At 47.6% G+C, this 22,339-nt stretch carries 22 protein-coding genes; 12 read left to right on the top strand and 10 right to left on the bottom strand.

The genetic code is table 11. The annotated features are described in order from the left end of the window. Window positions 1-18 precede the first annotated feature (18 nt). Window positions 19-2,055: a TonB-dependent receptor plug domain-containing protein gene (locus tag HCJ96_RS12945; RefSeq protein ID WP_169211479.1), complete on the bottom strand. Its 2,037-nt coding sequence runs from the start codon at window positions 2,053-2,055 to the stop codon at window positions 19-21. A gap of 71 nt (window positions 2,056-2,126) precedes the next feature. Between HCJ96_RS12945 and HCJ96_RS12950 the strand changes: the two genes are divergently transcribed. Then, entirely contained in the window at window positions 2,127-2,516 is a 390-nt protein-coding gene (locus HCJ96_RS12950) for a MerR family transcriptional regulator (RefSeq protein ID WP_169211480.1), read from the top strand. Between the two features lie 15 nt (window positions 2,517-2,531). Here the strand turns inward: HCJ96_RS12950 and HCJ96_RS12955 are convergent, their stop codons facing one another. Beyond that, on the bottom strand, window positions 2,532-3,410 hold the full coding sequence (locus HCJ96_RS12955) for a DNA ligase (RefSeq protein ID WP_169211481.1): 879 nt from the start codon (window positions 3,408-3,410) through the stop codon (window positions 2,532-2,534). A 286-nt stretch (window positions 3,411-3,696) separates the two neighbouring features. On the opposite strand from HCJ96_RS12955, the gene HCJ96_RS16375 reads away from it, so the two are divergent. Together HCJ96_RS16375 and HCJ96_RS16380 are read left to right on the top strand one after the other, a co-directional pair. Then, on the top strand, window positions 3,697-4,797 hold the full coding sequence (locus HCJ96_RS16375) for a hypothetical protein (RefSeq protein WP_246261368.1): 1,101 nt from the start codon (window positions 3,697-3,699) through the stop codon (window positions 4,795-4,797). Window positions 4,798-4,893: 96 nt separating this feature from the next. Next, window positions 4,894-5,541 (top strand): hypothetical protein, encoded by a 648-nt coding sequence (locus tag HCJ96_RS16380; RefSeq protein ID WP_246261370.1) that lies wholly within the window; start codon window positions 4,894-4,896, stop codon window positions 5,539-5,541. A 69-nt stretch (window positions 5,542-5,610) separates the two neighbouring features. Here the strand turns inward: HCJ96_RS16380 and HCJ96_RS12965 are convergent, their stop codons facing one another. Continuing rightward, window positions 5,611-7,185: a cisplatin damage response ATP-dependent DNA ligase gene (locus HCJ96_RS12965; protein WP_169211482.1), complete on the bottom strand. Its 1,575-nt coding sequence runs from the start codon at window positions 7,183-7,185 to the stop codon at window positions 5,611-5,613. Beyond that, window positions 7,185-8,192: a ligase-associated DNA damage response exonuclease gene (locus HCJ96_RS12970; RefSeq protein WP_169211483.1), complete on the bottom strand. Its 1,008-nt coding sequence runs from the start codon at window positions 8,190-8,192 to the stop codon at window positions 7,185-7,187. Before HCJ96_RS12970 ends, HCJ96_RS12965 begins: the two co-directional genes overlap by 1 nt. 136 nt (window positions 8,193-8,328) lie before the next feature. Here HCJ96_RS12970 and HCJ96_RS12975 point away from each other — a divergent pair, with 136 nt between their 5' ends. Next, the gene (locus tag HCJ96_RS12975) at window positions 8,329-10,782 is read left to right on the top strand and encodes a ligase-associated DNA damage response DEXH box helicase (RefSeq protein WP_169211538.1); all 2,454 of its coding nucleotides are present in this window, start codon (window positions 8,329-8,331) and stop codon (window positions 10,780-10,782) included. Then, entirely contained in the window at window positions 10,766-11,491 is a 726-nt protein-coding gene (gene pdeM, locus HCJ96_RS12980) for a ligase-associated DNA damage response endonuclease PdeM (RefSeq protein WP_169211484.1), read from the top strand. The genes HCJ96_RS12975 and pdeM overlap by 17 nt, the downstream gene beginning before the upstream one ends. A 43-nt stretch (window positions 11,492-11,534) precedes the next feature. Here pdeM and HCJ96_RS12985 read toward each other — a convergent pair whose 3' ends face one another. The 3 genes from HCJ96_RS12985 to HCJ96_RS12995 form a co-directional block, all read right to left on the bottom strand. Continuing rightward, window positions 11,535-12,428 (bottom strand): carbon-nitrogen hydrolase, encoded by an 894-nt coding sequence (locus tag HCJ96_RS12985; protein ID WP_169211485.1) that lies wholly within the window; start codon window positions 12,426-12,428, stop codon window positions 11,535-11,537. Beyond that, the gene (locus tag HCJ96_RS12990; RefSeq protein ID WP_169211486.1) at window positions 12,415-13,470 is read right to left on the bottom strand and encodes an agmatine deiminase family protein; all 1,056 of its coding nucleotides are present in this window, start codon (window positions 13,468-13,470) and stop codon (window positions 12,415-12,417) included. The genes HCJ96_RS12985 and HCJ96_RS12990 overlap by 14 nt, the downstream gene beginning before the upstream one ends. 107 nt (window positions 13,471-13,577) lie before the next feature. Beyond that, on the bottom strand, window positions 13,578-13,931 hold the full coding sequence (locus tag HCJ96_RS12995) for a Fis family transcriptional regulator (RefSeq protein ID WP_169211487.1): 354 nt from the start codon (window positions 13,929-13,931) through the stop codon (window positions 13,578-13,580). A 162-nt stretch (window positions 13,932-14,093) separates the two neighbouring features. On the opposite strand from HCJ96_RS12995, the gene folE reads away from it, so the two are divergent. Continuing rightward, a complete protein-coding gene (gene folE / locus HCJ96_RS13000) occupies window positions 14,094-14,780 on the top strand; it encodes a GTP cyclohydrolase I FolE (protein ID WP_169211488.1) in 687 nt (228 codons plus the stop codon). Here the strand turns inward: folE and HCJ96_RS13005 are convergent. From HCJ96_RS13005 to HCJ96_RS13015, 3 genes are all read right to left on the bottom strand, one after another. Next, window positions 14,777-14,986: a hypothetical protein gene (locus tag HCJ96_RS13005; RefSeq protein ID WP_169211489.1), complete on the bottom strand. Its 210-nt coding sequence runs from the start codon at window positions 14,984-14,986 to the stop codon at window positions 14,777-14,779. The genes folE and HCJ96_RS13005 overlap by 4 nt on opposite strands. Before the next feature lie 291 nt (window positions 14,987-15,277). Beyond that, window positions 15,278-15,676, bottom strand: coding sequence for an SMU1112c/YaeR family gloxylase I-like metalloprotein (gloA2, locus tag HCJ96_RS13010; protein ID WP_169211490.1), 399 nt, complete (start codon window positions 15,674-15,676; stop codon window positions 15,278-15,280). Continuing rightward, window positions 15,676-16,629 carry an aldo/keto reductase gene (locus HCJ96_RS13015; RefSeq protein ID WP_169211491.1) on the bottom strand — a complete coding sequence of 318 codons (954 nt, stop codon included), beginning with the start codon at window positions 16,627-16,629 and terminating at the stop codon, window positions 15,676-15,678. The genes gloA2 and HCJ96_RS13015 overlap by 1 nt, the downstream gene beginning before the upstream one ends. A 79-nt stretch (window positions 16,630-16,708) precedes the next feature. Here HCJ96_RS13015 and HCJ96_RS13020 point away from each other — a divergent pair, with 79 nt between their 5' ends. The 6 genes from HCJ96_RS13020 to HCJ96_RS13045 are packed head-to-tail and all read left to right on the top strand — an operon-like array spanning window position 16,709 to window position 22,279. Continuing rightward, window positions 16,709-17,239, top strand: coding sequence for a lipocalin family protein (locus HCJ96_RS13020; RefSeq protein ID WP_169211492.1), 531 nt, complete (start codon window positions 16,709-16,711; stop codon window positions 17,237-17,239). A gap of 44 nt (window positions 17,240-17,283) precedes the next feature. Continuing rightward, window positions 17,284-17,847 carry a PhnA domain-containing protein gene (locus HCJ96_RS13025; RefSeq protein ID WP_343034718.1) on the top strand — a complete coding sequence of 188 codons (564 nt, stop codon included), beginning with the start codon at window positions 17,284-17,286 and terminating at the stop codon, window positions 17,845-17,847. 46 nt (window positions 17,848-17,893) lie between these two features. Next, window positions 17,894-18,937, top strand: a complete 1,044-nt coding sequence (gene pyrC / locus HCJ96_RS13030; RefSeq protein WP_169211493.1) for a dihydroorotase — start codon at window positions 17,894-17,896, stop codon at window positions 18,935-18,937. Continuing rightward, on the top strand, window positions 18,937-20,502 hold the full coding sequence (locus HCJ96_RS13035; RefSeq protein ID WP_169211494.1) for a substrate-binding periplasmic protein: 1,566 nt from the start codon (window positions 18,937-18,939) through the stop codon (window positions 20,500-20,502). Before pyrC ends, HCJ96_RS13035 begins: the two co-directional genes overlap by 1 nt. After that, the gene (dbpA, locus tag HCJ96_RS13040) at window positions 20,502-21,881 is read left to right on the top strand and encodes an ATP-dependent RNA helicase DbpA (protein WP_169211495.1); all 1,380 of its coding nucleotides are present in this window, start codon (window positions 20,502-20,504) and stop codon (window positions 21,879-21,881) included. Before HCJ96_RS13035 ends, dbpA begins: the two co-directional genes overlap by 1 nt. Continuing rightward, a complete protein-coding gene (locus tag HCJ96_RS13045; protein WP_246261372.1) occupies window positions 21,863-22,279 on the top strand; it encodes an ACT domain-containing protein in 417 nt (138 codons plus the stop codon). The genes dbpA and HCJ96_RS13045 overlap by 19 nt, the downstream gene beginning before the upstream one ends. Window positions 22,280-22,339: the final 60 nt, after the last annotated feature.

The following is a 22,339-nucleotide window of genomic DNA, read 5'->3' on the forward strand; positions in this document are numbered from 1 at the left end:
GAGTGACTCACCAGCTCATTATTTGTGGCCAAATTTGACCCGAACGCCGGCATTAACGATAAAGCCATCATTTCGTGACCAGATGTCCGTCGTCCATTGACCAGACGGTGCTCTGGTGGGCAACAGAAGTGGATGCTCATCATTTTGTTGTACATCCAGCAGGTTTTCCAAATTAATGAACCAGCTGGTGCGGCCGAGCGTTATTTCGCCCATCAGGCCCAAATGCCAGTACGGTTTTGATTCACGGAGATAAGGATTATTGTCCAGCGGCTGAGTACCAGTGTAGTAGGCCTCAAAGCCTGCACGGAAGTTTCCATGCTGTTCCCACATTGCCACAAAACCAGCGGAATGTTGTGGGGTAAGGGCTATTGGTGAGGTGCCACTGTCGATACTTTCCCGGCTGGCGTCAAGATATAAATAACTCGCCGTAAGTTTGATATCCTGCCAATAATAGCGAAGTAAAATCTCAGAGCCGCGGATCTGGCTTTCACCTTCAGCGTTAACGAGTCTTACCCGGTCTAGATCACCATTGCTGGTTGATGCCAAAGGTTCAAGTTCCACCGTGTTTTCCGTATTAGAGCCAAACAGTGTCAGACTGGTTTCAATATTGTCGATGGTATAGGTTACATCCAAAGACGCGGTTTCGGCTTGCTCTTCCTTTAGCCCTTCAATCGTGTCCAGTCTGGACAGGCCAGCCGCTTCTATTTCATCAACAAAGGGGGTGGGTGCATAATAACCCTGCGCGTAAGATCCCCTCACGGTAATATCACCCGGTCGATACAAAAACGAGACGCGAGGGCTAAACTGGGTGTCAAACTCGTTGTGTTCATCAAGGCGGACACTGTATGACGTGGTGAATTTGTCCGTATGTTGATAGTCCACTTGCGCAAACACCCCGGGTACCTGATAGGCATAGTCAAATTCAGCAAAACTCAGCGATTGGTAGCGGTCAGATTGATAAGCTAGACCCAGCACCCAATCAGTGCGTTCGCTGTAACCCGCCACACTGGCCTCTGCCAGATAACTGTAATGTTCGTCAATTTGCTCAATATTGCCGAACAGATGATCGTGGTTTTGTTTCATTGCTGACGCTCTGGAATTGAACGTCAGTACGTCTGATAGTGGCGAGGAATACACCATACCCGCATCTACCCGCTCAGATTCCTGAAGCTGCCTAAACGGGTTTCCATCTGCCACTACGGCTCCTGTTCTGGTGCCGCCAGCACGGTTTTCAGTCATGTAGCCAGCGGTAAGGTAGAGATTTTCCCCTTCATCTCCGCGCCAAAACAGGCGTGGCCGAACCGTGTATCGTTCGTAGCCTGGCAAATCAACCCAGCCGTCGTTATCGATATCTTCGCTTTTCTGATGATGGCTACCCGCAGTCAGCGAACCGCTTAACGAGTCAGTTAACGGTGATTCTGCATAAGTTGTCAGATCCTGACCATCGCGGGTGGTGAGGTTGAGCAGGGTTTCGCCGGTAAATTCATCGCCCGGCTGCCGTGAGACTAGATTAATCACGCCGCCTAATGCCGAGCCGCCGTACAATGACGATGCCGATCCTTTAATAATCTCGACGCGGCCCAAATCGGTTGGGGGGATCTGCAGCAGTCCTATGGATGCTGCCTGGTTTCCGTAAAGCGGCAGTCCATCGGCAAGCAACTGCGTGTATCTGCCGTACATACCCTGTAAACGGATGTTAGCACTGCCCATTGCGGGTGAGGTGGTTTGCACCCGCACACCGCCCGTTTCCGCCACCAACATGGAAATGTTGCCCGGTCGCATGGTGGCTTTTTCCTGAATTTCTTCGCGGTTAATGAGCTCAACCCGAATAGGTTGCTCATCAGAAATGCGCCCGGAACGCGTTGCCTGTACTACAATCTTTTCTACTCCATCACCGTGTCCGTGCTCATCCGTGTGTCCGTCGTGATGCTCTTGCGCTTCACTCTGCATCTCGTTTGTTGGTGCAGATTGAATGGAAGAGTTCACATTGGCTGCATTTGTTGGTGCAGCAGTAAGCGCCAAGACAAGTAGAGGAAATGAATGGGATACAGGCATCGTCGAATTTCAGTACACTAAAGAAAAAATGATAAACTCATGTTAAAGGTTACAGTCACTGGAAGGTCAATATGAAAATAAGCGAACTGGCCCATGCGTCAAATGTGCCGGCAAAAACAATTCGTTATTACGAGCAAATCAAGCTTATTTCTGCCGCTGAACGAGATAGTAACGGATATCGCAGCTATCAACGCCAGGACATTGCAACATTAGTGTTTATAAGACGCTGCCGGGAACTGAATATTGCCATTGATGACATTAAGCAGCTTTTGGACATTCAGGCAACGCCCGCAGCTCCCTGCTCAACGGTAGACGATATTATCGCCAGGCAGTTGGCTAAAATTAAACAAAAACAGCGGGAACTTGCGTTACTGGAAACATCCTTGTCTGAACTGGCCACATCCTGCGTTAATCATAAAATCGAAGATTGTTCCATTTTACATCAGTTAAGAGCAGGTTAGTTGACTGGTTTTCAACTAAAGCGATGCCCTTCTTTCAGCGGGATTATCTTGGGCAGGACGCAGCCGCAAATAACTTGCGAATCTAGGCACACCACGCTTAGTGAGGCCATAATATTTGAAAGTTATCCAGCTATTTAACGGCGGCGGGTCCTTACGCTCTTGCTGGCTAAAGCCGCTGCCAATTTTAAATTTTACCCCATCTTTGGTCTCAACCAGCAATGAACCCATCATCCCCCGGAATTTACCTTTCCCTGCTATATGTGCGAGCACTCTGGCTTCATCATCCTCAAAGCGCTTAGCCTTTAATAGCCTGCTATTACGACCATGCTGATAAAAAGCGTGCTGGTGATGAAGCATTACTCCCTCACCGCCGTTGTCACTTATCTCATCCAATTTTACTTGCAGTGCCTCGGTTGAGGGAAGCTTAAACTGGGGAATTATGGCCAGGCTGGGGTTGGCTGTTTGACGCACCAGTTCCTTCATTTTACTAACTCGAGAAGAAAATGGCGTTTCGAGGATGGGCAAATCAAATAGCATCATAGTAATTTCACGCCACCTGTGATCAGGCGTGTTGGTCAGCACTATGGATGCGATGCGCTCGAAATCACCGCGCTTTGACCATAACTCGCCATCCATGGGAATTGCAGGCCAGTCCTGGGTAAACCATGCAGGTGGGTAGAGTTTATTCCCTTTTCTGGTGAGCAACTCGCGTCCTGTCCATCGGGCACGCACGCCATCCAGCTTCTCACTGACAAAATAGTCTTTTACGTCAATATCGGATTTGTACCGTTCGGCTAGTTGGAAGGGACCTGTTGTGTACTCGTTTTGGTTCGCTGCTTTTAGTGACAATGAAAGGGAAAGTGAAATTATTAGCGTGAAGATTTTTAGCATCATTCTTTCAGACCGGATGAATTAAAATCATCAGTTTAAAGGTCGCACTAAATAATTTAACTGAACTTAAGATGGGTTAAGTAACCTTTCATATATGTTTCGCCAGCGCACCTCTAACTTACCGGTTTGATTTCCTCCAGATCAGAACTACTTTTAAATTCCTTTTTGTAAGAATATCGCTTTGTTCGATTTTGTATCTTCCTCTATATTTAATTTCCAGAAAAATACGTGTATGTTACAAAAGTGAACAAAAATCAACCAAGCTGAACAATTAGATCAGGGATGACGAATGAAATTAGCAAATGTGCTTTCTATAGTGAATCAAGTTGAAAAGTCGAAGTTTATTAATGCGATTGATCGGATTTGTAGTGATGCTGTCAAGCATGACAAAAAAATTACCGCGCAGTTGAATAAATTAGAGGGCCAGATTAAGGACGCATCAAGCACAGATATTACCCAGCTATTTAAGATTGCTCTCCCATATTTTGAAAAGACAGTGCGTGACCAGCTAGATTTATTGGGGGCACAAGCGACACTGTTGACAAATATTCTAAGTAGAGATGGAAATAGTATTGCAAGAATTTCTTGGGTAGAAGCTCTTTACTCAAAAGAATGGGAAGCGATCAATTTACGGGCAACAGAGCTAAAGTCTGTAATTGAGGCCACCGAAAGTAACGATTATTTTTCCGATGGGAAACGGTTATCAATTTATTATGCATGTTACCAAGAAGCGTTTTCAAATGATGAACGAGTTAACCGTGAAGCAAAGATCTCTAATGACGAACGCTGTATTTTGAACGTTTTAGCAAAGCAACTTGATGTAACTGCTGATGACCAAGCAGGTGTTGAACACTTGATCGAGTTAATACCGATGAATGGCGTGCAGGAGTCACTGAATGAACTCAGAGAGCTAGGGTTGATATTTATTAGTCGGAAGCGCCAAACTGTCTATGTACCAGATGAAATAGTAAATTTACTTCATAGACTTCAAGGGAAGGAACTAGCTGATAAACATCAAATGAGGATTTTGCGAACGTTTAGCGATTCAGAATTATCCATTGTTTTAAAAAACCATCGTAAAAAAATTCGCGGAGTAGATCGAAAAGAAAAGATCTCAAATATTATGAAACTTGGCATTTCTACTTCACAGCTTCTACAAACAGACTTGTACAACGCAGATACAGCGCTTAACGACAAAAAAGAGCGATTAAAAATTCTAATTAATGATTTAGATCTGAGCCTCGATAAACTCGGTACGACTCTAGAAGAGCGAATAGCATTAATTGTTATCTCTTTTACGACGTGTGCAGAGAAAGAATTTAACTCGCTTAGTGCGACTGGTTTTAAAGAGCTCTACTCTGCACTTCAAAATCATTTTCCAAAGCTATGAGATGTCCTGAAAAATGAGTTTGAATTAGAACCCAATGAGGAACTTGATGTAGAAAAGTTACGGGGTCTCAGTATTACCCCTCATGACATTTTGTACATGTTGAGTAATGACGAAGTTAAGAGTGTTTGCGAATCCATGGGTATAAAGAAACGTGGAAATCTGAGGTTAAATATTTTAGATAGCTTTGCAGATGCGACTGATAAGTTAATTGATAATTACCATTTCCTTGCAAAGCGTGATTTAGCAGCCCTCAAAAAGCAGGGAATTGAAATTGCAGAGGCAGATATTGGAGTCAAATTTGAAGAAGTAACTAAAGCTATTTTTGAGCAGCTTGGCATGTTGGTAGACGAAGACCTTCGCCGCTTAATCAATACTGCAAAAGATAAAGCAGATGTACTTATATCGCTTAGCGAAGATGATGTAATTATTAGCGAAGCCAAAACATGTAAAAATGGCGACTTTGCAAAATACTCAACAACCTCCAGACAAGTCAAATCCTATGTGAATCGCTGTGAACAAGCAGGCAAGCGTGTAGCGCAGGTATTAATTGTTGCTCCAACGTTCTCAAATGATTTTGTTGAGAGTGCTGAAATGGATACCGAAGTAAATATTTCACTTCTAGAAGCAGAGGGTTTGAAATTAGTTCTAGATGCATACAAGTCAAGAAGAAACCCAAAATTTTCAGCGAAATTGTTTACAAAAGGTGGTTTGCTGAAAGCTGATCTTATTGCAAAAAACATCTGACAACTGCGTTAATCAGATGGTGAAAATCTCTACCTGAGATACGCTACGTTTTGCTATAGAAGAGCGTTTCTAACGCTCTATCAAATCCATAACGTTATCCAACGTATCCGCCTCGCTGGCTGGTTTGTCCCAACGAATGCGGTTAATTCTGGGGAACCGCATGGCCACCCCAGATTTATGACGGGTCGAGGGGTGTACCGCATCAAATGCCACTTCGACTACCAGTTCTTTTTTTACTTCGCGAACGGGTCCAAAGCGGCCCATGCTGTTTCGGCGCACCCAGTTATCCAGTTTTTTAAGTTCTTCGTCGGTAAAGCCTGAATATGCTTTGCCGATGGGGAGCAATTTCTCACCCTGCCAGGCACCAAAGGTAAAATCAGAATAATAGCTCGAGCGTTTTCCGTGCCCTCGTTGCGCGTACATGATGACCGCATCAACCAGTTTGGGATCGCGTTTCCATTTATACCATTGCCCCTTAGGTCGGCCCGGGGTGTAAATGCTGTCGACGCGTTTGAGCATCAGCCCTTCCACAGCCAGATCATCTGACGCATGCTGATGAAGTGAACGCAATGCCTCTTCAGACTCGGCGTTTAATGTGTCTGACAATTTAATCCGTTGGCTGCTCTGCTCCTTCACCCAATCAAGAAGGTATGTTCTTCTCTTACTTAAGGGTAAATCGACTAAAGAATTGTTATCTAATTTCAGAATATCGTAAGCGATTAGTCCGGCAGGGTGAGTTTGCATCAGTTTTTTGCTGGGTTTTTTCTTATTCAGGCGCTGCTGAAGATCATTAAATGGCGCTACGTTTCCGTCATGCATCACCAACAGCTCGCCGTCAATGACTGCCTCACCGGATACCTGTTCTAGCAAATCAGGAAAGGTATGAGAGATATCATCGGCATTGCGGCTGAATAACGCTTTATCTTCTCCCTGGATGACAAGCTGTACCCGAATTCCATCAAACTTATGTTCTACCTGCCACTGTTTACACTGCCAGGGCAATACGTCTTCAATGGCGAGGGGGTGGGATAGCATTACCGGCGAAAAGGTGATTTGGTCACTGATATCAGGCGCTTCAGCTTTACCTTCCAGCCATGCCAGTAGTTCGGTGTAAGGGGGGGCTACGCCGTGCCACAAGCGTTCAATTTCCTCTACTGGCTTGTCACCATATCGAGCGAGGATTTGCTTAATGCTACGTGCCGATACCCCCACTCGCAGCCCGCGGGTTCCCAGTTTAATCAATGCCCATCGCTGCGCAGCGTCCATCGAATTTAAATACCCCGCTAGTATGCTTGGCACACTTTGGCGACTGGCGCTGGCAAATTGGTCGATTATTTCACTGAGTAAAGGTAACGGTTGATCCTGCTTTTCTGACTCAGGCCATAAGTGAGCTACGGTTTCGCTCATCTCTCCCACATACTCGTAACTCATATCGAACAGTACGGGATCCACGCGTTCAAGAATCAGTTGCTTAATCGTATTGCGTTTGAAAAAATCGAAACGCAGCGTACCAGCAATCGCGGCGATGGCCCAGCCTCGGTCAGGGTCTGGAGTCTGCGTAAGATAATCGATAATCAGTGCCGCCTTGGCATTGTGACTGCTAGTGTAATAAAGCTGCTCGAGTAAATTGCTAAATGCCTGCATTAACCGGTTTCATCCTCGTCATCATACCCAATCAAGCGTAGCGCTTTAGTGGTATAGCCCATCTTAGTTGACTGGTGTACCAGCGCGTCTTCCCGTCCGTGCGTAACCCAAACTTCCTGCGGGTTAACCTCTGCTATCGTCTGTAACAATTCAGGCCAGTCACAGTGGTCTGAAATGATCAGCGGCAACTCTACCAGCCGTTGTCTGGCCCGTGCGCGAATTTGCATCCAGCCTGACGCCATCACGGTGCGTAAATTGGGCAGCGAACGCGACCAGCGATCTGCCAGGGCGGAAGGCGGTGCAATCACAATTTCACCAGTCAGCGTTTTTTTATCCTCCACTTCACTTACCGGAATCAGCTTGCCCAGCTCTATCCCCCTCGACTGATAAAAGTCACACAGTTTTATTAATGCGCCGTGCAGATAAAGCGGTTTGCTATAACCGGCATTGCGCAATCCCAGTATGACTCGCTGGCACTTGCCAAGGGCATAGGCACCGATTAAATGGCAGCGGTCTGGGAACACTGCCACCGAGGTCAGTAATTTATCAATTTCATGCTCAATCGGCGGGTGGGTAAACACGGGGAGCGCGAACGTGGCTTCGGTAATAAAAACGTCACAGGGAATAACTTCGAAAAGGTCACAGGTGGGGTCAGGGCGGCGCTTATAGTCACCAGATACCACTAATACTTTGCCGCGATATTCAATGCGTACCTGGCAGGAGCCTAAAATATGCCCAGCCGGATGTAAACTGATCAGCACCGGATCGTCTGGGTCACCGAACTGTTTAATTTCACCCATCGCCAGACCCAGCGTTTTTTCGGCCATCTCTTCACCATAGCGGGTCTGCATGATAGCAATGGTATCATCACTGGCGTAGACGGTGCCGTGACCTGAGCGCGCATGATCCGCATGCCCATGGGTGACGATGGCATGTGCAACAGGCTGCATGGGGTCGATGTAAATATCTGCGGGTTTACAGTACAAGCCCGGTGGCTCTACTGACATCCATTCCTGTGGGTGCAATCGGTGTCTCCTGTGCGTCGATGAAGTGGTATACGCCTTAACATAAACATTTGGTTGACTCTTTTTAATCGCAGGATGAAATCAGCACGTAACAGCATCCAGGTTGTGTTAATTGAGAATACCTATTTTACCGCCAAAATTTGCTCAATGGTTCGCTCAAAAGGGGTGGGAACTGCGTGATTATCAGCAGCAAATGTTGCGTGCTGCAGCCACGGACCAGCATACCTTGCTAGTTGCTCCGACGGGCGCGGGTAAAACCTTATCCGGTTTCTTGCCCAGCCTGATTGATTTGCAGGAGCGACCGCTTAAAGGTTTGCACACGTTGTATATCTCTCCGCTTAAAGCTCTTACGCAGGATATCCACCGTAATTTGCTTGATCCTATCGAGCAGATGCAACTTCCGATTACCGCGGAAACCCGCACTGGCGATACGCCGTCGCATAAACGCCAGCGACAGCGCAAAAATCCGCCTAATATTCTGCTCACTACTCCAGAATCATTTATGCTGATGCTGTCTTACGCAGATGCGGGTAAACTCTTTGGTAACGTTCAGCGGGTTATTATTGATGAAATTCACAGTGTAGTCGCCAACAAGCGCGGGGATTTTACTGCCCTTGCGTTAAGTCGGTTATCCACGCTGGCACCCAGGGTGAAGAGAATTGGGCTTTCTGCAACCATTGCTGAACCTGAAGTAATAGCTGGCTGGCTGGGTAACACTGGCACTCCTGCAGCAATTATCAACGTGCCTTCACCGGTTAAACCTCAGGTGACGATATTGAAATCGCCAAACCGTATGCCGTTTGGCGGCTATATGGCCAAATACGCGATGAGTGATATCTATGCGGCGATTGAGCAGGCAAAAATCTGTCTGGTTTTTGTTAATACCCGCGCCCAGGCTGAATTGGTATTCCAGATGCTGTGGGAAGAAAATCGTCTTGGTTTACCTATCGCACTTTATCATGGCTCACTAAGCAAGGAGCAGCGGCGCAAAACTGAGGCGATGATGGCGGCGGGGCAGTTGCGTGCTATCGTGTCTACGTCTGCATTGGAACTGGGCATTGACTGGGGGAATGTTGACCTGGTGATTCAGGTAGGCGCGCCTAAAGGAGTTAGCCGGTTAATGCAGCGTATTGGGCGGGCCAATCACCGTCTGGATGAACCCAGTGTGGCACTGCTGGTACCGGCAAATCGCTTTGAAGCGCTTGAATGCCAGGCGGCAGTGGATGCCATTGAAGCGGGACAATTGGACGGCGATGCCCCGCAGCCCGGTGCCATGGATATTCTGCCTCAATTTATTCTGAATTGCGCCTGTCATGAACCCATTGAACCTGAACAAATCTATCAGCAAATTATTGATGCCGCACCGTATCAGGGGGTAAGTCGTGAGGAATTTCACAAGCTGCTAGCCTTTACCCGTGACGGAGGGAATGCGTTGCGGGCGTACGAGCGTTATCAACGTCTAGTGGAAAATGACGAGGGCAAACTGTCACCGGCCGACAAACGAGTTATCCAGCGCCACCGACAAAATATCGGTACCATTGTCGAAGCGGGACGGTTGAAAGTGAAGCGTCTGCGCAGAGGTAATCAGGGCACCATCGTGGGTGAGGTGGAAGAGTATTTTGCGCAACAGTTAACCCCTGGCGATACTTTTATTTTTGCTGGTGAAGTATTGCAGTACGAGGCAATAAGAGACATGCAATTGCATGCACGGCCAGCCAAGGGCAAAGATCCCAAGATTCCCAGCTACGTGGGCGGACAAATGCCAATGTCGACCTTTTTAGCTGATAACGTAAAACGGCTCTTGCACGATCCGGATGAATGGAAAAAGTTACCGGAACAAGTCGTAGAATGGTTGCACTTACAACAGGGCTTTTCACAAATTCCCACCCCGGATCGCGTGTTAGTAGAGCAATTTCCTTATCGCAACACGTTCTACACCCTGTTCTACACCTTTGAAGGACGCAAGGCTAATCAGACGTTAGGCATGCTGCTTACCCGTCGCATGGAAAAACTGAGGCTGAAACCACTCAGTTTCAGCGTCACCGATTATGGTCTGTCTATCAGCGCGCTAAGAGAAATTTCCTCTGCACAGTTATCAACTCTTTTTCAACCTGATATTTTAGGCGATGAACTGGAAGACTGGATGCTACAGGCACCCATGCTCAAGCGTTCTTTCAGGCAGGTGGCAGTAGTAAGCGGATTAACCGAACAACGTTATCACAGCAGTCAAAAAACCATGAAGCAGGTAACCTTTTCTACTGACCTGATTTATGACACATTACGTGAATATGACCCTGATCATATCCTGTTAAGTGTGGCGCGAGCAGATGCCGAGCGCGAACTGCTGGATCTCAGGCGCCTGGCCGATATGTTAATTCGATATGTAGGGAAAACTACATTGGTTAGTCTACCGAAGGTGTCACCTATGGCCATTCCTATTGTACTGGATGTGCGTAGTGAACAGGTTAAGGGGGCCGGCGCCCATGACTTGCTCGAGCAGGCCGATCTGTATGCAGAAGCGGAAGCCATGATGGAGGAAATTCGGGAGCTATTAAGTGGCAGTAACAGCTGACTGGCTATATCAAGCTATTACCAATAAACAAGGTGTCATCGTTAAACTGGCGGATATCAGCTGGTTTCTGCATGCTCAGGGAGTGGCCTTTTGTCCGGTGCACGATACCTTGCTGGTTTCAGATCTGCATTTTGAAAAAGGCAGTTACCTGGTCCAGTCGGGTAACCCGTTGCTTCCACTTGATACCTTTGCAACGCTGCAGCGTCTGCTAAAACTGATTAAGCTCTTTAAGCCGGCCAGGGTGGTTTGTCTGGGCGACAGTTTTCATGATAAGGGAGCATTTACGCGCTTGTCAGCAGATGACCGGACCGCGCTATCCCATCTAATCGATATGGTTGCCGAGTGGGTATGGATTTTGGGCAACCACGATCCTGACCTGCCTGCTGAGATCCCCGGTAACAAGCGTAAGCAATTATCAATTGGTAATATCCGAATTGTGCATGAGCCCGAGGCAGATGCCAGCTATCAGATGGTGGGTCACTATCATCCCAAAGGAAAAGTCAGTGTAAATCGGCATGCAATGAGGGGGAAATGCTTTGTACTAACGGAAACCCTGCTCATTATGCCATCGTTCGGTCAATATACCGGAGGATTGGATGTCAATGATACGGCGATAACTGAGCATGCGCCAAAAGCAGCACGTCAGTGTTTTTTAATGTATGAAGGCGCATTGTATCAGTTAAATGAACGAGGGCGAAAAAGGCAGTAATCACAGGCTATCGGAACGTAGCCGATAGCCCACAATGGTAAACCTAATCCAGCCAGCGTTTGGTCAGGTTGTCGTACGCGTCAATGCGACGGTCACGGAAATAGGGCCAGATGCGTTTGACGTGTTCAGTGCGCTCCATATCCAGTTCAACTGACAGGGTCGTTTCGTCATCGACACCCGCCTGCGCTAATATTTCCCCCTGGGGGCCTGCAATAAAGCTCTGCCCCCAGAATTGTATACCTGGATCGTTTTCCGCCGGCGAGACTTCAAAACCGGTGCGGTTGGCGACCACCACAGGCAATGAGTTAGCCACAGCATGAGCACGCTGAATTGTCTGCCAGGCACCAAATTGACGTGATTTTTCGTCGTCAGTGTCGCGCTTGTCCCAGCCAATCGCGGTGGGATAAAACAGAATTTCAGCACCAGCCAATGCCATCAGGCGGGCCGCTTCCGGATACCACTGATCCCAGCACACCAGCACACCCAGCTTACCCACACTGGTTTCGATCGGTTTAAAGCCCATGTCGCCGGGGGTAAAATAAAATTTTTCGTAAAAGCCCGGATCATCAGGAATGTGCATTTTACGATAGCGTCCGGCGATTTCTCTGCTGCGATCAAATACCACGGCAGTGTTGTGATACAGTCCGGCAGCTCGCTTTTCAAATAGCGAGGTCACCAGCACAATATTGTGTTTTTCTGCCAACGCACCAAAATACTCGGTGGCGGGCCCGGGGATAGGTTCAGCTAAATCAAACGCATCTACGTTTTCGTCCTGACAGAAATAAAGCGTACTGTGTAACTCCTGCAACATTATGCATTCACAGCCCTGCGCTGCCAGTTCAGCGATTTTGTCTGCGCTTTTTTGCCAGTTTGTTTGTTTGTCGTTATCTGCAACGGCCTGCTGAACCAGACCAACTTTAAGTTTATTCGGTCGCATAAACGCTTACTCCATTTTTAATTTGGGAGACCACATCGGCCTTGAGGGTTTCGACAGGTATCTGCATGGAAATACAATGCAGACTACCATATTGCTGAACCAACACAGCGCAATCAACAGGCACGATGGTATGATGTGGATAAGCCAGTTGCATTACACTGATTGCCATATCATCTTCAGGTTGTTGATAAACAGGTAGCAATATCCGGTCGTTACAGATCAAAAAATTTGCATACGATGCCGGTAATCTATCGCCGTCTTCGTTGAAGATGGCGGGCAATGGCAAGTGGAATTGGCGGTGGTTGGGAAGTTGCGCTTCACACTCTTTACACAATGCGTCGAGCGAGCCAAAATGTGGATCTTCTTTTCGATTGTGTGCCGCCTGAATAACCAGACCTTTATTTGGGGTAAAGCGCACCAGGGTATCGATGTGCCCGTCCGTATCATCGCCCTCTAAGTGACCGTGCTCAAGGATGGTAATGGATTTTGCGCCAAGTCTTTGAGTAAATTCGTCGCGATATTGTCCCAGTGTCAGTTCACCGTTGCGCTCAGGATTCAGAAGGCATAACGACGTGCTCAGCAAGTGACCGTCCGCATCAATTTCCAATGCGCCGCCTTCGGCCACAATATTCGCGTGAACTGCGTCGTTGCGGCACAAATTGAACAGGTAACGTTGATTCACTTCGTTATCGTCAGCCGCGTGAAATTTATTACCCCAGCCATTAAAGCGAAATTCGACCGGAATTTTTTCACCTTCACGATCACAGGTTAGAAATGCATAATCCCGCACCCAGGTATCATTAAACACCGCGGGAACGATCATTACCTTCGCATCAGTGGGTAAGTGGCTTTTCACCTCACCAACATCATCATCAGAGGCGAGTAAAATGACGCCGACACCGGCAAGGTTTATCTGTTTGATAAGCTCTATGTAAGTCTGCCTGGCCGCGTCCAGCCACGGCGCCCAGTCTGTGCGCTGGTGGGGCCACGCCAGTACAACAGCTTCAATGGGTTTCCATTCAGGGATGAGTCGTTGGTGCATATCGCGCCTCAAAAAAAATCAGGCTGCAAGTATAGCCATTCATCAGTAGGCTACCAACTGTTGTTTCGCTTATTTAAAAGAAATGGCCCAATTAAATCGTTGCCCAATCACCCGCGCCATCTATCGAGTCGTTTTTGCCAATCTCCCTGATCTTGCCTTTCACAGCTTTCTTCGCTATCCATGCGCACATGGCGACGAATGTCCTTAACCCGAATCCCTATTTTGAGCAATTCAGCTTGAATCAGGCGTCTTAGTTTTTTGTCAGCTTCACACTCTATCGCACTGGCCATTGCGCTGTCTGATGAAAAAACGCAGGTGATCATCAGGCTGCCAGGAAAGTTGTCGTAGCGGGTGGTATGGGTCAACCATTCAAATCCAACACGCCAACATTTGGCAGTTTCACACACTGCAGTCAGCGCGTTTATGAGATTGTTTTCACGCTTTTTAATGGTCTTATTCATAAACTTTACACGTAATGGTCTTTGCCTGGGATCGTATCATTTACAGTAATAACGATGGAGTTATTTTGGACAACTCGCGTTTATTTATCGGTGGTGATAAAATTACCAGTCCAGAGGCTCTGGTAGCCTTTAAAATTTGTTTGAGATAGACGGATTGTGTGGATGTCAGTAAATAAAGCAGTGATTGTGCGTGATGCGCTTGAAACATCAATATCAAAAGAGGCGCTGCTGGTGCGTAATGCACTGGAGGCGAAGGGCCTGGAAACGCCCATGATCGATGTCGACCTCAGTGATGAAGAAAAGCGCCGGAAAATCGCTGCGGCAATGAGCGATATTCTTGATGTGTTAGGGCTTGATCGTAATGACGACAGTCTAATGGATACGCCTGCGCGTATCGCAAAAATGTATGTCGACGAGATATTTTCCGGGTTGGATTACCGAAAGTTCCCCAAGATTACGCAAATTGAAAACAAGATGCAGCTGGCAGAACCGGTCAAAGTATCTGACATCAGTTTGACCAGCACCTGTGAGCATCACTTTGTCACTATCGATGGCGCTGCAACTGTAGCGTATATTCCTAAAGAAACCGTTATTGGCTTATCAAAAATCAACCGGTTAGTGAGCTTTTTTGCGCAGCGTCCTCAGGTCCAGGAGCGATTAACCCAGCAGGTTATGGTGGCGTTGCAGGCATTAGCGGGCACAGAAGACGTGGCGGTTACCATTAACGCAACCCATTACTGTGTGAAAGCCAGAGGAATAAGAGATACTAATTCGTTCACGCGCACCTCTGCACTGGGCGGACAATTTACCCGGAATGCAGACTTGCGCAGAGAATTCTTTGCCAATTAAGGTACGGTGTATTCCTGGCCAGCGATGGCAACGACAATATTAATTTGATTGTTAATGCCGTCTGCCGGCGTAACCTCTAATTTGCAACCGCACTTTTCACAGGTGGTTAACTGTTCTTTATACATGTTTCGCAACGCGCGATCCGGGAGCGCGTTTATATGATTACACTGCGGGCACATGTATTCGTGGTGACTAGATGAGCTCATTGAATATCCTCGAAAAACCACTTTACTGATGCCAGTTACTCACTTCTCACTTCTCACTTTTTCCCGATTACTTCTTATCCTTTAAAATGACAACCACACAATACTGTCGATAACGATGAGTAACTGATACTTCAATTATAGTTGAAAAGAACCCGCTCGCGCTGCTTTATGACCCGTTACCGCAGTGTGTGAATCTACTTCATTGCGGTCGGGTATCGGAGCCACTATCCATTTCCACTGTCTATAAAGTTACAGTGGAAAAGTTGAAATGGTTTTGTCTTTGCGGAAATTTCACGTAACGGTTTCGTACAATTCCAATGGTAAATTGTCGGGATCGCTGAAGAAGGTAAAACGTTTGGACGTGTAGGGGTCAGTTCGAACTGGTTCGCATTCAATATTGAAGTTTGCCAGGTGAGCTATTACAGCTTCCAGGTTGGCTACGCTGAAAGCCAGGTGCCTCAATCCCTGCGCTTCAGGTCTGGACGGGCGTTGAGGCGGGTTGGGGAATGAGAAAAGTTCGATTTGCGTGCCGTCAGCAGCGCGCAGATCACATTTCCATGATTCTCGCTCTTTGCGATAATTTTCGTCGACAATATGAAATCCTAGGATCTGATGATAGAAATGTCGCGACGTTGCGTAATCACTGCAAATAATCGCAACGTGATGAACTCCCCCAATAAGCGGCTCCATTAAGGTACCTCCTCGCCACGAACACGTTCCAGCAGCAGGTACCAATCTTCTCTGCTCAGGGTGAACCGACCAACGTCAGCGCAGGCACGTATGCGGTCTAAATTAGTGGTGCCGATCAGCGGTTGTATGCCAATGGGGTGACGCATCAGCCAGGCCAACAAAACAGCCTCAGCATGAGTGCTGTATTTTTGGGCTAATTGTTGCACCAGTTCGGAAGTGGCTTGTTCACGTGTATCTGTTGTGGGTCGGCCACTGAAGCGGCCTTGTGCCAGGCTGCCCCACGCCTGTAACTGCACCTTGTTAGTCCAGCAATACTCCAGAGTGCCTGGTGCATACCCCATCTGTCGATTTTGTATACTGCCGGTGGTGATGCCATCTTCAAGCCAATCCCTATGAGCAAGGCTCATTTCCAACTGATTAACCACAATTGGCCTGTTCAGTGCTGCTTGTAAGAATGCAATCTGATGGCCATGCATGTTCGATACGCCCACGTGGGCAATTTTGCCCGCTTGAATCAGTTGCTGTAGTGCTTCCGCTAAAGGCTCAGGTTCCATTAGAGGATCGGGTCGATGCAGTAACAGAATATCCAGATGCTCCGTATGTAGACGGCGTAAACTGTTTTCCACGGATGATTTGATCCAGGCAGGGCTGAAATCATAGCGCTTCGGGCCATGTTCATCGGCAAAGCGAATAGCACATTTGGATTGCAATATCAGTTTTTCTCTCAGTGCAGGCGTTTTCTTCAGCACTTCACCAAAAACCGCTTCAGCCTTGCCGTGAGTATAGATATCAGCATGATCGAACACCGTTATGCCCGCCTCAAGCGCCACGTTAATTACTTCTTCGGCTTGCTGTACATGTGAGCGGTCGTATTCAGTGCTATCCCAACCGCCGCCTAATCCCATGCATCCGTATATCAAGTTGCTCGCTTGTGAAAAAATAGTCTTTAACATGAACTAACCCGTATGACAGTTTCATATTTATAGCCTATCACGGCTTGCATAGGCTTATATCTACTTTTTTGGAGTGATTATGCGTTTCCTAATAGTTTTAATGATTATGCTGGTGTCGGGCTGCACAGGCGTGCCAGACAACATCAAACCAGTCTCAAATTTTGAGCTGCAGCGTTACCTGGGTAAATGGTACGAGATAGCGCGATTACCTCACCGATTTGAGGACGGACTGCACAAAGTTACTGCACATTACAGCCTGCGCGAAGATGGCGGAGTAAAGGTAGTTAATCGTGGTTACCACGTTGAAGACCAACAGTGGGATGAAGCTGAGGGGAAAGCCTATTTTGTTGATGATGAGAACACGGGCCACTTAAAGGTAAGCTTTTTTGGTCCTTTCTACGCCAGTTATGTGATCATCACACTGGATGAAAATTATGAGTATGCCATGGTTACCGGACCGGATCGTGATTACTTATGGCTGCTTTCACGCACGCCTACCTTAGGTAAAGAGACAGTTGCACGGTTAGTAGAACAGGCTGCGTCAATGGGTTATGCGGTGGATGATTTGATTTTCGTCGAACAAAACATTGATACCTCAAAAACGGGTTAATCAAGTGGTATACTTGGGCGAAATAAGCAAATCAGGCAGACACAGTGGTAGAAAGTCAAATTGCAGCGCGCGCTGACAACAAATGTGAATTTTGTGGCAGTGACAACGGCTTGAGCGTATTTATGGTGCCGCTGTCCCCAACAGACGACGATGAGTCCGGCATTTACACATGCACCAAGTGTTTCGCACAGTTAAATCATAATGAAGCCCCCGATCTGCATCACTGGCGTTGCCTGAACGATGCGATCTGGTCTGAGGTTCCTGCGGTGCAGGTGATGGCCTGGCGGATGCTGACACGCTTAAGCACCGAATCATGGGCGCAGGATCTGCTGGCGACCATGTATGTGGATGATAAAACGCTAGCCTGGGCGAAGGCCGAATCTGACATGTTACCAGCAGTGGCGACTGTAGACAGCAATGGTACAACACTCTCGGCAGGTGATACGGTACACCTGATAAAAGATCTCAATGTCAAAGGGGCAGGTTTTACTGCAAAGCGCGGAACGGCGGTACGTAACATCGCTTTAAGTGATAATCCCGAGCACATTGAAGGAAGAGTCAATGGCACGCGAATTGTAATTATCGCAGCTTACACCAAAAAAGCGTAAACTATCCGCGATAAATGTACTGAATAGATAATACAGAAGGGGCAATATGGACCGCATCACAATTACCACGCCGGATGACTGGCACTTGCATTTTCGAGACGGTGACATGCTGAAAGAAACCGTACCGGCTACCGCTCGTTGCTTTAAACGTGCCATTGTTATGCCAAACCTGGTGCCCCCCGTCACCACAGCAGAAATGGCGCTTAAATATCAGTCGCGTATTTTGCAGGCCCGCCCCTCTAACAGTCAGTTTGAGCCACTGATGACATTGTACCTGACCAATGCCACGTCAAGAGAAGATATCGTTGATGCAAAACAGGCGGGTATCCACGCTTGCAAACTTTATCCGGCAGGCGCCACGACCAACTCTGACAGCGCCGTTACTGGAATTGAAGCCTTGTATCCCGTTTTTGAAGCGATGCAGGAGCAGGGGATGTTATTGCTGGTGCATGGCGAAGTCACCGATTCTCACATCGATATCTTTGACCGCGAGAAGGCTTTCATTGATACCCATCTGGCACCGATCGTAGAGGCCTTTCCCGGGTTAAAAGTTGTCTTTGAACATATCACTACCGCGGATGCGGTGAAGTTTGTCGAAAGCAGCTCTGACAATGTTGCCGCGACGGTAACCCCACAGCATCTGTTATTGAACAGGAATGATCTTTTGGTAGGCGGTATTCGACCGCATAATTATTGTTTGCCCGTGTTGAAACGAAACACTCATCAGCAGGCTATCCGTGAAGTGGTTGCCAGTGGTTCTAACAAGTTCTTTCTGGGCACAGACTCTGCCCCGCATGCGCGGGAGAAAAAAGAAAATGCGTGTGGTTGTGCAGGATGTTATAGCGCCTGGAGCGCGATCGAACTCTATGCTCAGGTGTTTGACGAATTAGGCGTATTGGATAAACTTGAAGGGTTTGCCAGCCATTTTGGCGCCGACTTTTATGGCTTGAAACGCAATACAGGAACCATCACATTAGTCCAGGAGTCATGGCAGGTTCCCGAAATAGTGAGGTTAGCGGACGGAACTGACATGGTTCCCTTCTTTGCTGGCCAAACGCTGAACTGGAAGCTGGAGAACCCATTAAGCTGATGCGGATAAAATGGCTATTATTGTTGCTGCTTGTTTCGCTGCACTCAGTTGTGAACGCCGATGCTGCGGACAAGCAACAGCCAAAATTCAGAGTACTGACCAGCGATTCGCATTTATTCAGTGAGGTCGACGCTCAGGGGCAGGTGTCGGGATTCACCGTGAGCCTGGTTGAAGGCGTGTTGTCGAAAGCGCGCATTGAAGCCAAGTTTGAAGCATTACCCTTTGCCAAAGTGGTCTCGGAGCTAAACGCGCAAAAACACGGGGTTATCTCCATCTTAGCGCGAACGCCTGAGCGCGAGAATGACTATTACTGGATCACCCCCATTACTGCCAATCCGGTAGCACTTTTTGTCAGAGCAGACTCGCCTTTTTCCTCTCAGGAAAACATCGCATTAGCAGATGTATCCAGTATCAGTGTGGTCAGCGGTGACTATCGAGAAACCATTTTGCAAAATCACGAGGTGAGCAACATTGTTGCCGTGGATGACTGGGCGCAAGCCATAACGTCGACGCTATCGGGCGAGTCGCAAGGGCTGTTTTTCTCGCAAATGGGCCTGGCACTGATATGTAAGTATCATAATCTACAGTGTGATCAATTAGAAAAAGTGCTGCTGTGGGATACCGCTTATAGTTACATTGTGTTGCCTAAAACCGTTCAAAACTCAGAGCTGGCAGCAAAGCTCACGGTTGCCGCCAGCGAATACAAAGCTTCGCCACAGTATGCAAAACTGATTGAAAAAATGGTTCCTCAACTGCAAAAGTATTTGCCCGATGTCAATGTAGAAGAGGGGATCATTAGTTTTGTCGGCAATAAGCAGCTCGGCAGCGCCAAAGACCTTTGGGTGATCGCCGATTTAGTCCCCTTTTTTGCGGAAATGGATTCGCGCGGTAATATCGTTGGCTACATTCCAGATCTGGTGAGAAAAATTCTGCATCAGGCAGGATTAGAACAGCAAATTCTGGCAGCGCCGTGGGAGCGGATTGTCAGAGAGGCCCAAAGCAAATCTAACGTTCTGGCTTTTGCCGTGGCCAGAACACCGGATCGGGAAGATTTGTTTCACTGGCTTACGCCAGTTACACGAAACATGCATGCATTATTCGGGATTGACGGTAAGACTTATACCTCCTTGAGTGATATCCCAAGAGATAAGAAAATTGCTACCTTACGCTCTGACTATCGCACAGAAGTCAGTATGGAAGCCGGCCTGACCACCATCGAATTTGATTCGTGGGGGGCGGCAATGGCCGCAATACTAAGCGGTGAAGCTGACTATATTTTTGGTTCCCAGGGCGGTGTCCAGGTGGGGTGCAAAGAAATACGCAAAGCCTGTCGTCAGGTAGATATTGTGATGCCTCATCGATATGTGACTGCCTACGTGGTTTTATCCAAAAGTGGCACTCAACCAGAACTGGTAGAAAGATTAAAAAACGCCTCTGTGATTGTCAAACAATCGACCGATTACAAACGGTGGGCGCAACAGTGGAGTGAAAACGCAAAAATGAAAAAGGGGCTTGAGCAGCACGTGGAAAATGGTGTTATTAATCTTTGGAGGGCCGGACGCTAGTGTCTTTATTTTCCTCATTACCACTTGAAACGTCGATCTCAGATGCACTGGAAAGGCGGAACTTTCATAGCATGACACCGGTTCAGCAGGAAACGCTGCCTCATTCGCTGGCTGGTGGCGATGTACTTGCGCAAGCCAGAACCGGAAGTGGTAAAACACTGGCATTCTTGCTGCCTGTTTTTCGTCAATTACAACAGGAAAATTTCGCTCCTCAGGCGCTAATCCTTTGCCCTACAAGAGAATTAGCGGAGCAGGTGGCACAAGAAGCAAGATTATTGGGGCAGGTAAAAGGTAATATCAAGGTGCTCGCATTGTGCGGCGGGGTACCGATACGCCACCATATCCAATCGTTAGAACACGGTGCCCATATCGTAGTGGGTACGCCAGGACGTATAAAAGATCTTCTGACCCGAAATCAACTGAATTTATCACAGGTGCGGGTTCGTGTGCTGGACGAAGTTGATCGCATGCTGGATTTAGGTTTTTTTGATGATGTTGCGCAAATTTTTGCTGCTATAAACACCCCCGTACAAACCTTATTGTTTTCTGCAACCATGCCCGCCGCAGTAGAATCCCTGGCAGCGCGTTACCTCAGCAATCCGCTAAAATGTGAAATACAGCAACCAGAACTGGCCCAGTCTCAGATTAAAGAGCTGGCCTATCATGTGGGAACCTTATCTAAACTTCAGGCGCTTAAAGCACTATTGACCACGTATCAGCCTTCATCAGCCATCATTTTCTGTAACCGCCGGATCCAGGTAGCGGAAGTCGTGGAGGAATTAAGCCGGGCTGGATTCAGTGTGCAGGGGCTTGAAGGTGGCATGGAACAGGCTCAGCGGAACGAAGTCATCGTGCGTTTTTCAGCCAAAGCCTTGCAACTTCTGGTTGCAACCGACGTAGCCGCCAGAGGACTGGATATCGATCAGGTCGACTATGTTGTCAATTATGCAGTCAGCGAGGAGGTTGAGTCGCATATTCACCGAATCGGACGCACAGGTCGTGGAGATGCGCAGGGAACGGCAATCACGCTTTACGACGACAGCGAATTGGCACACCTGCACAAAATTGAAGTGTTCAGAGATGTCGAACTAACCAAGAAAAATGCTCAAGGCCTGACCTTTCAACCTAAGAATGTTACGCAACCTGCATTTACCTGTCTGGTTTTGTCTGCCGGAAAGAAAAGTAAAATTCGTCCGGGAGACATCGTGGGGGCGTTAACCAATGATGCAGCCATTCAGGCTGAAGATATTGGCAATATTAAAGTACTCAGTAATATGTCGTATGTTGCCGTGAAAACCCGTAGCGCAAAACGCGCCGTAGCGCATTTTCGGGAAGGTAAAATCAAAGGTAAAAAAGTACGATGCAAAAAGCTGGCGTAACCAGTATGTCGGGCGAACTCGATCTGGCGACTTTACTCGCCAACTTAAAGCCTTCACTGGATGAACAGCCTTACGTGTTTATGTCTATTCCAATAGACGACAGTAACTTCATCCCAGACTTTCCGATTAAAGGGTTATTTCGTGAACGCGAGGGATATACCTGTATCATAGAACAAGAGGTGGCCGATGATCAGGGATTTGATTACTCAGAGCTATTTTGCTGCCTAACCTGTGAAGTACACTCCAGTTTAAACGCAGTTGGGCTAACCGCTGCACTTTCAACCACCCTGGCTACGCACAATATCAGTGCCAATGTCGTGGCAGGCTTCTATCACGATCATATTTTTATTCCGCAGGCCGATGCGAAACGTGCGCTCGCCCTGCTTAATCAATATTAGATCGGCATTGATAAATATTTTCAAATCTATACCCTAAGCGCCTTTTCATTTTTCGCAACA

The organism is Alteromonas ponticola (assembly GCF_012911815.1).
Classification (GTDB): Bacteria; Pseudomonadota; Gammaproteobacteria; order Enterobacterales; family Alteromonadaceae; genus Alteromonas; species Alteromonas ponticola.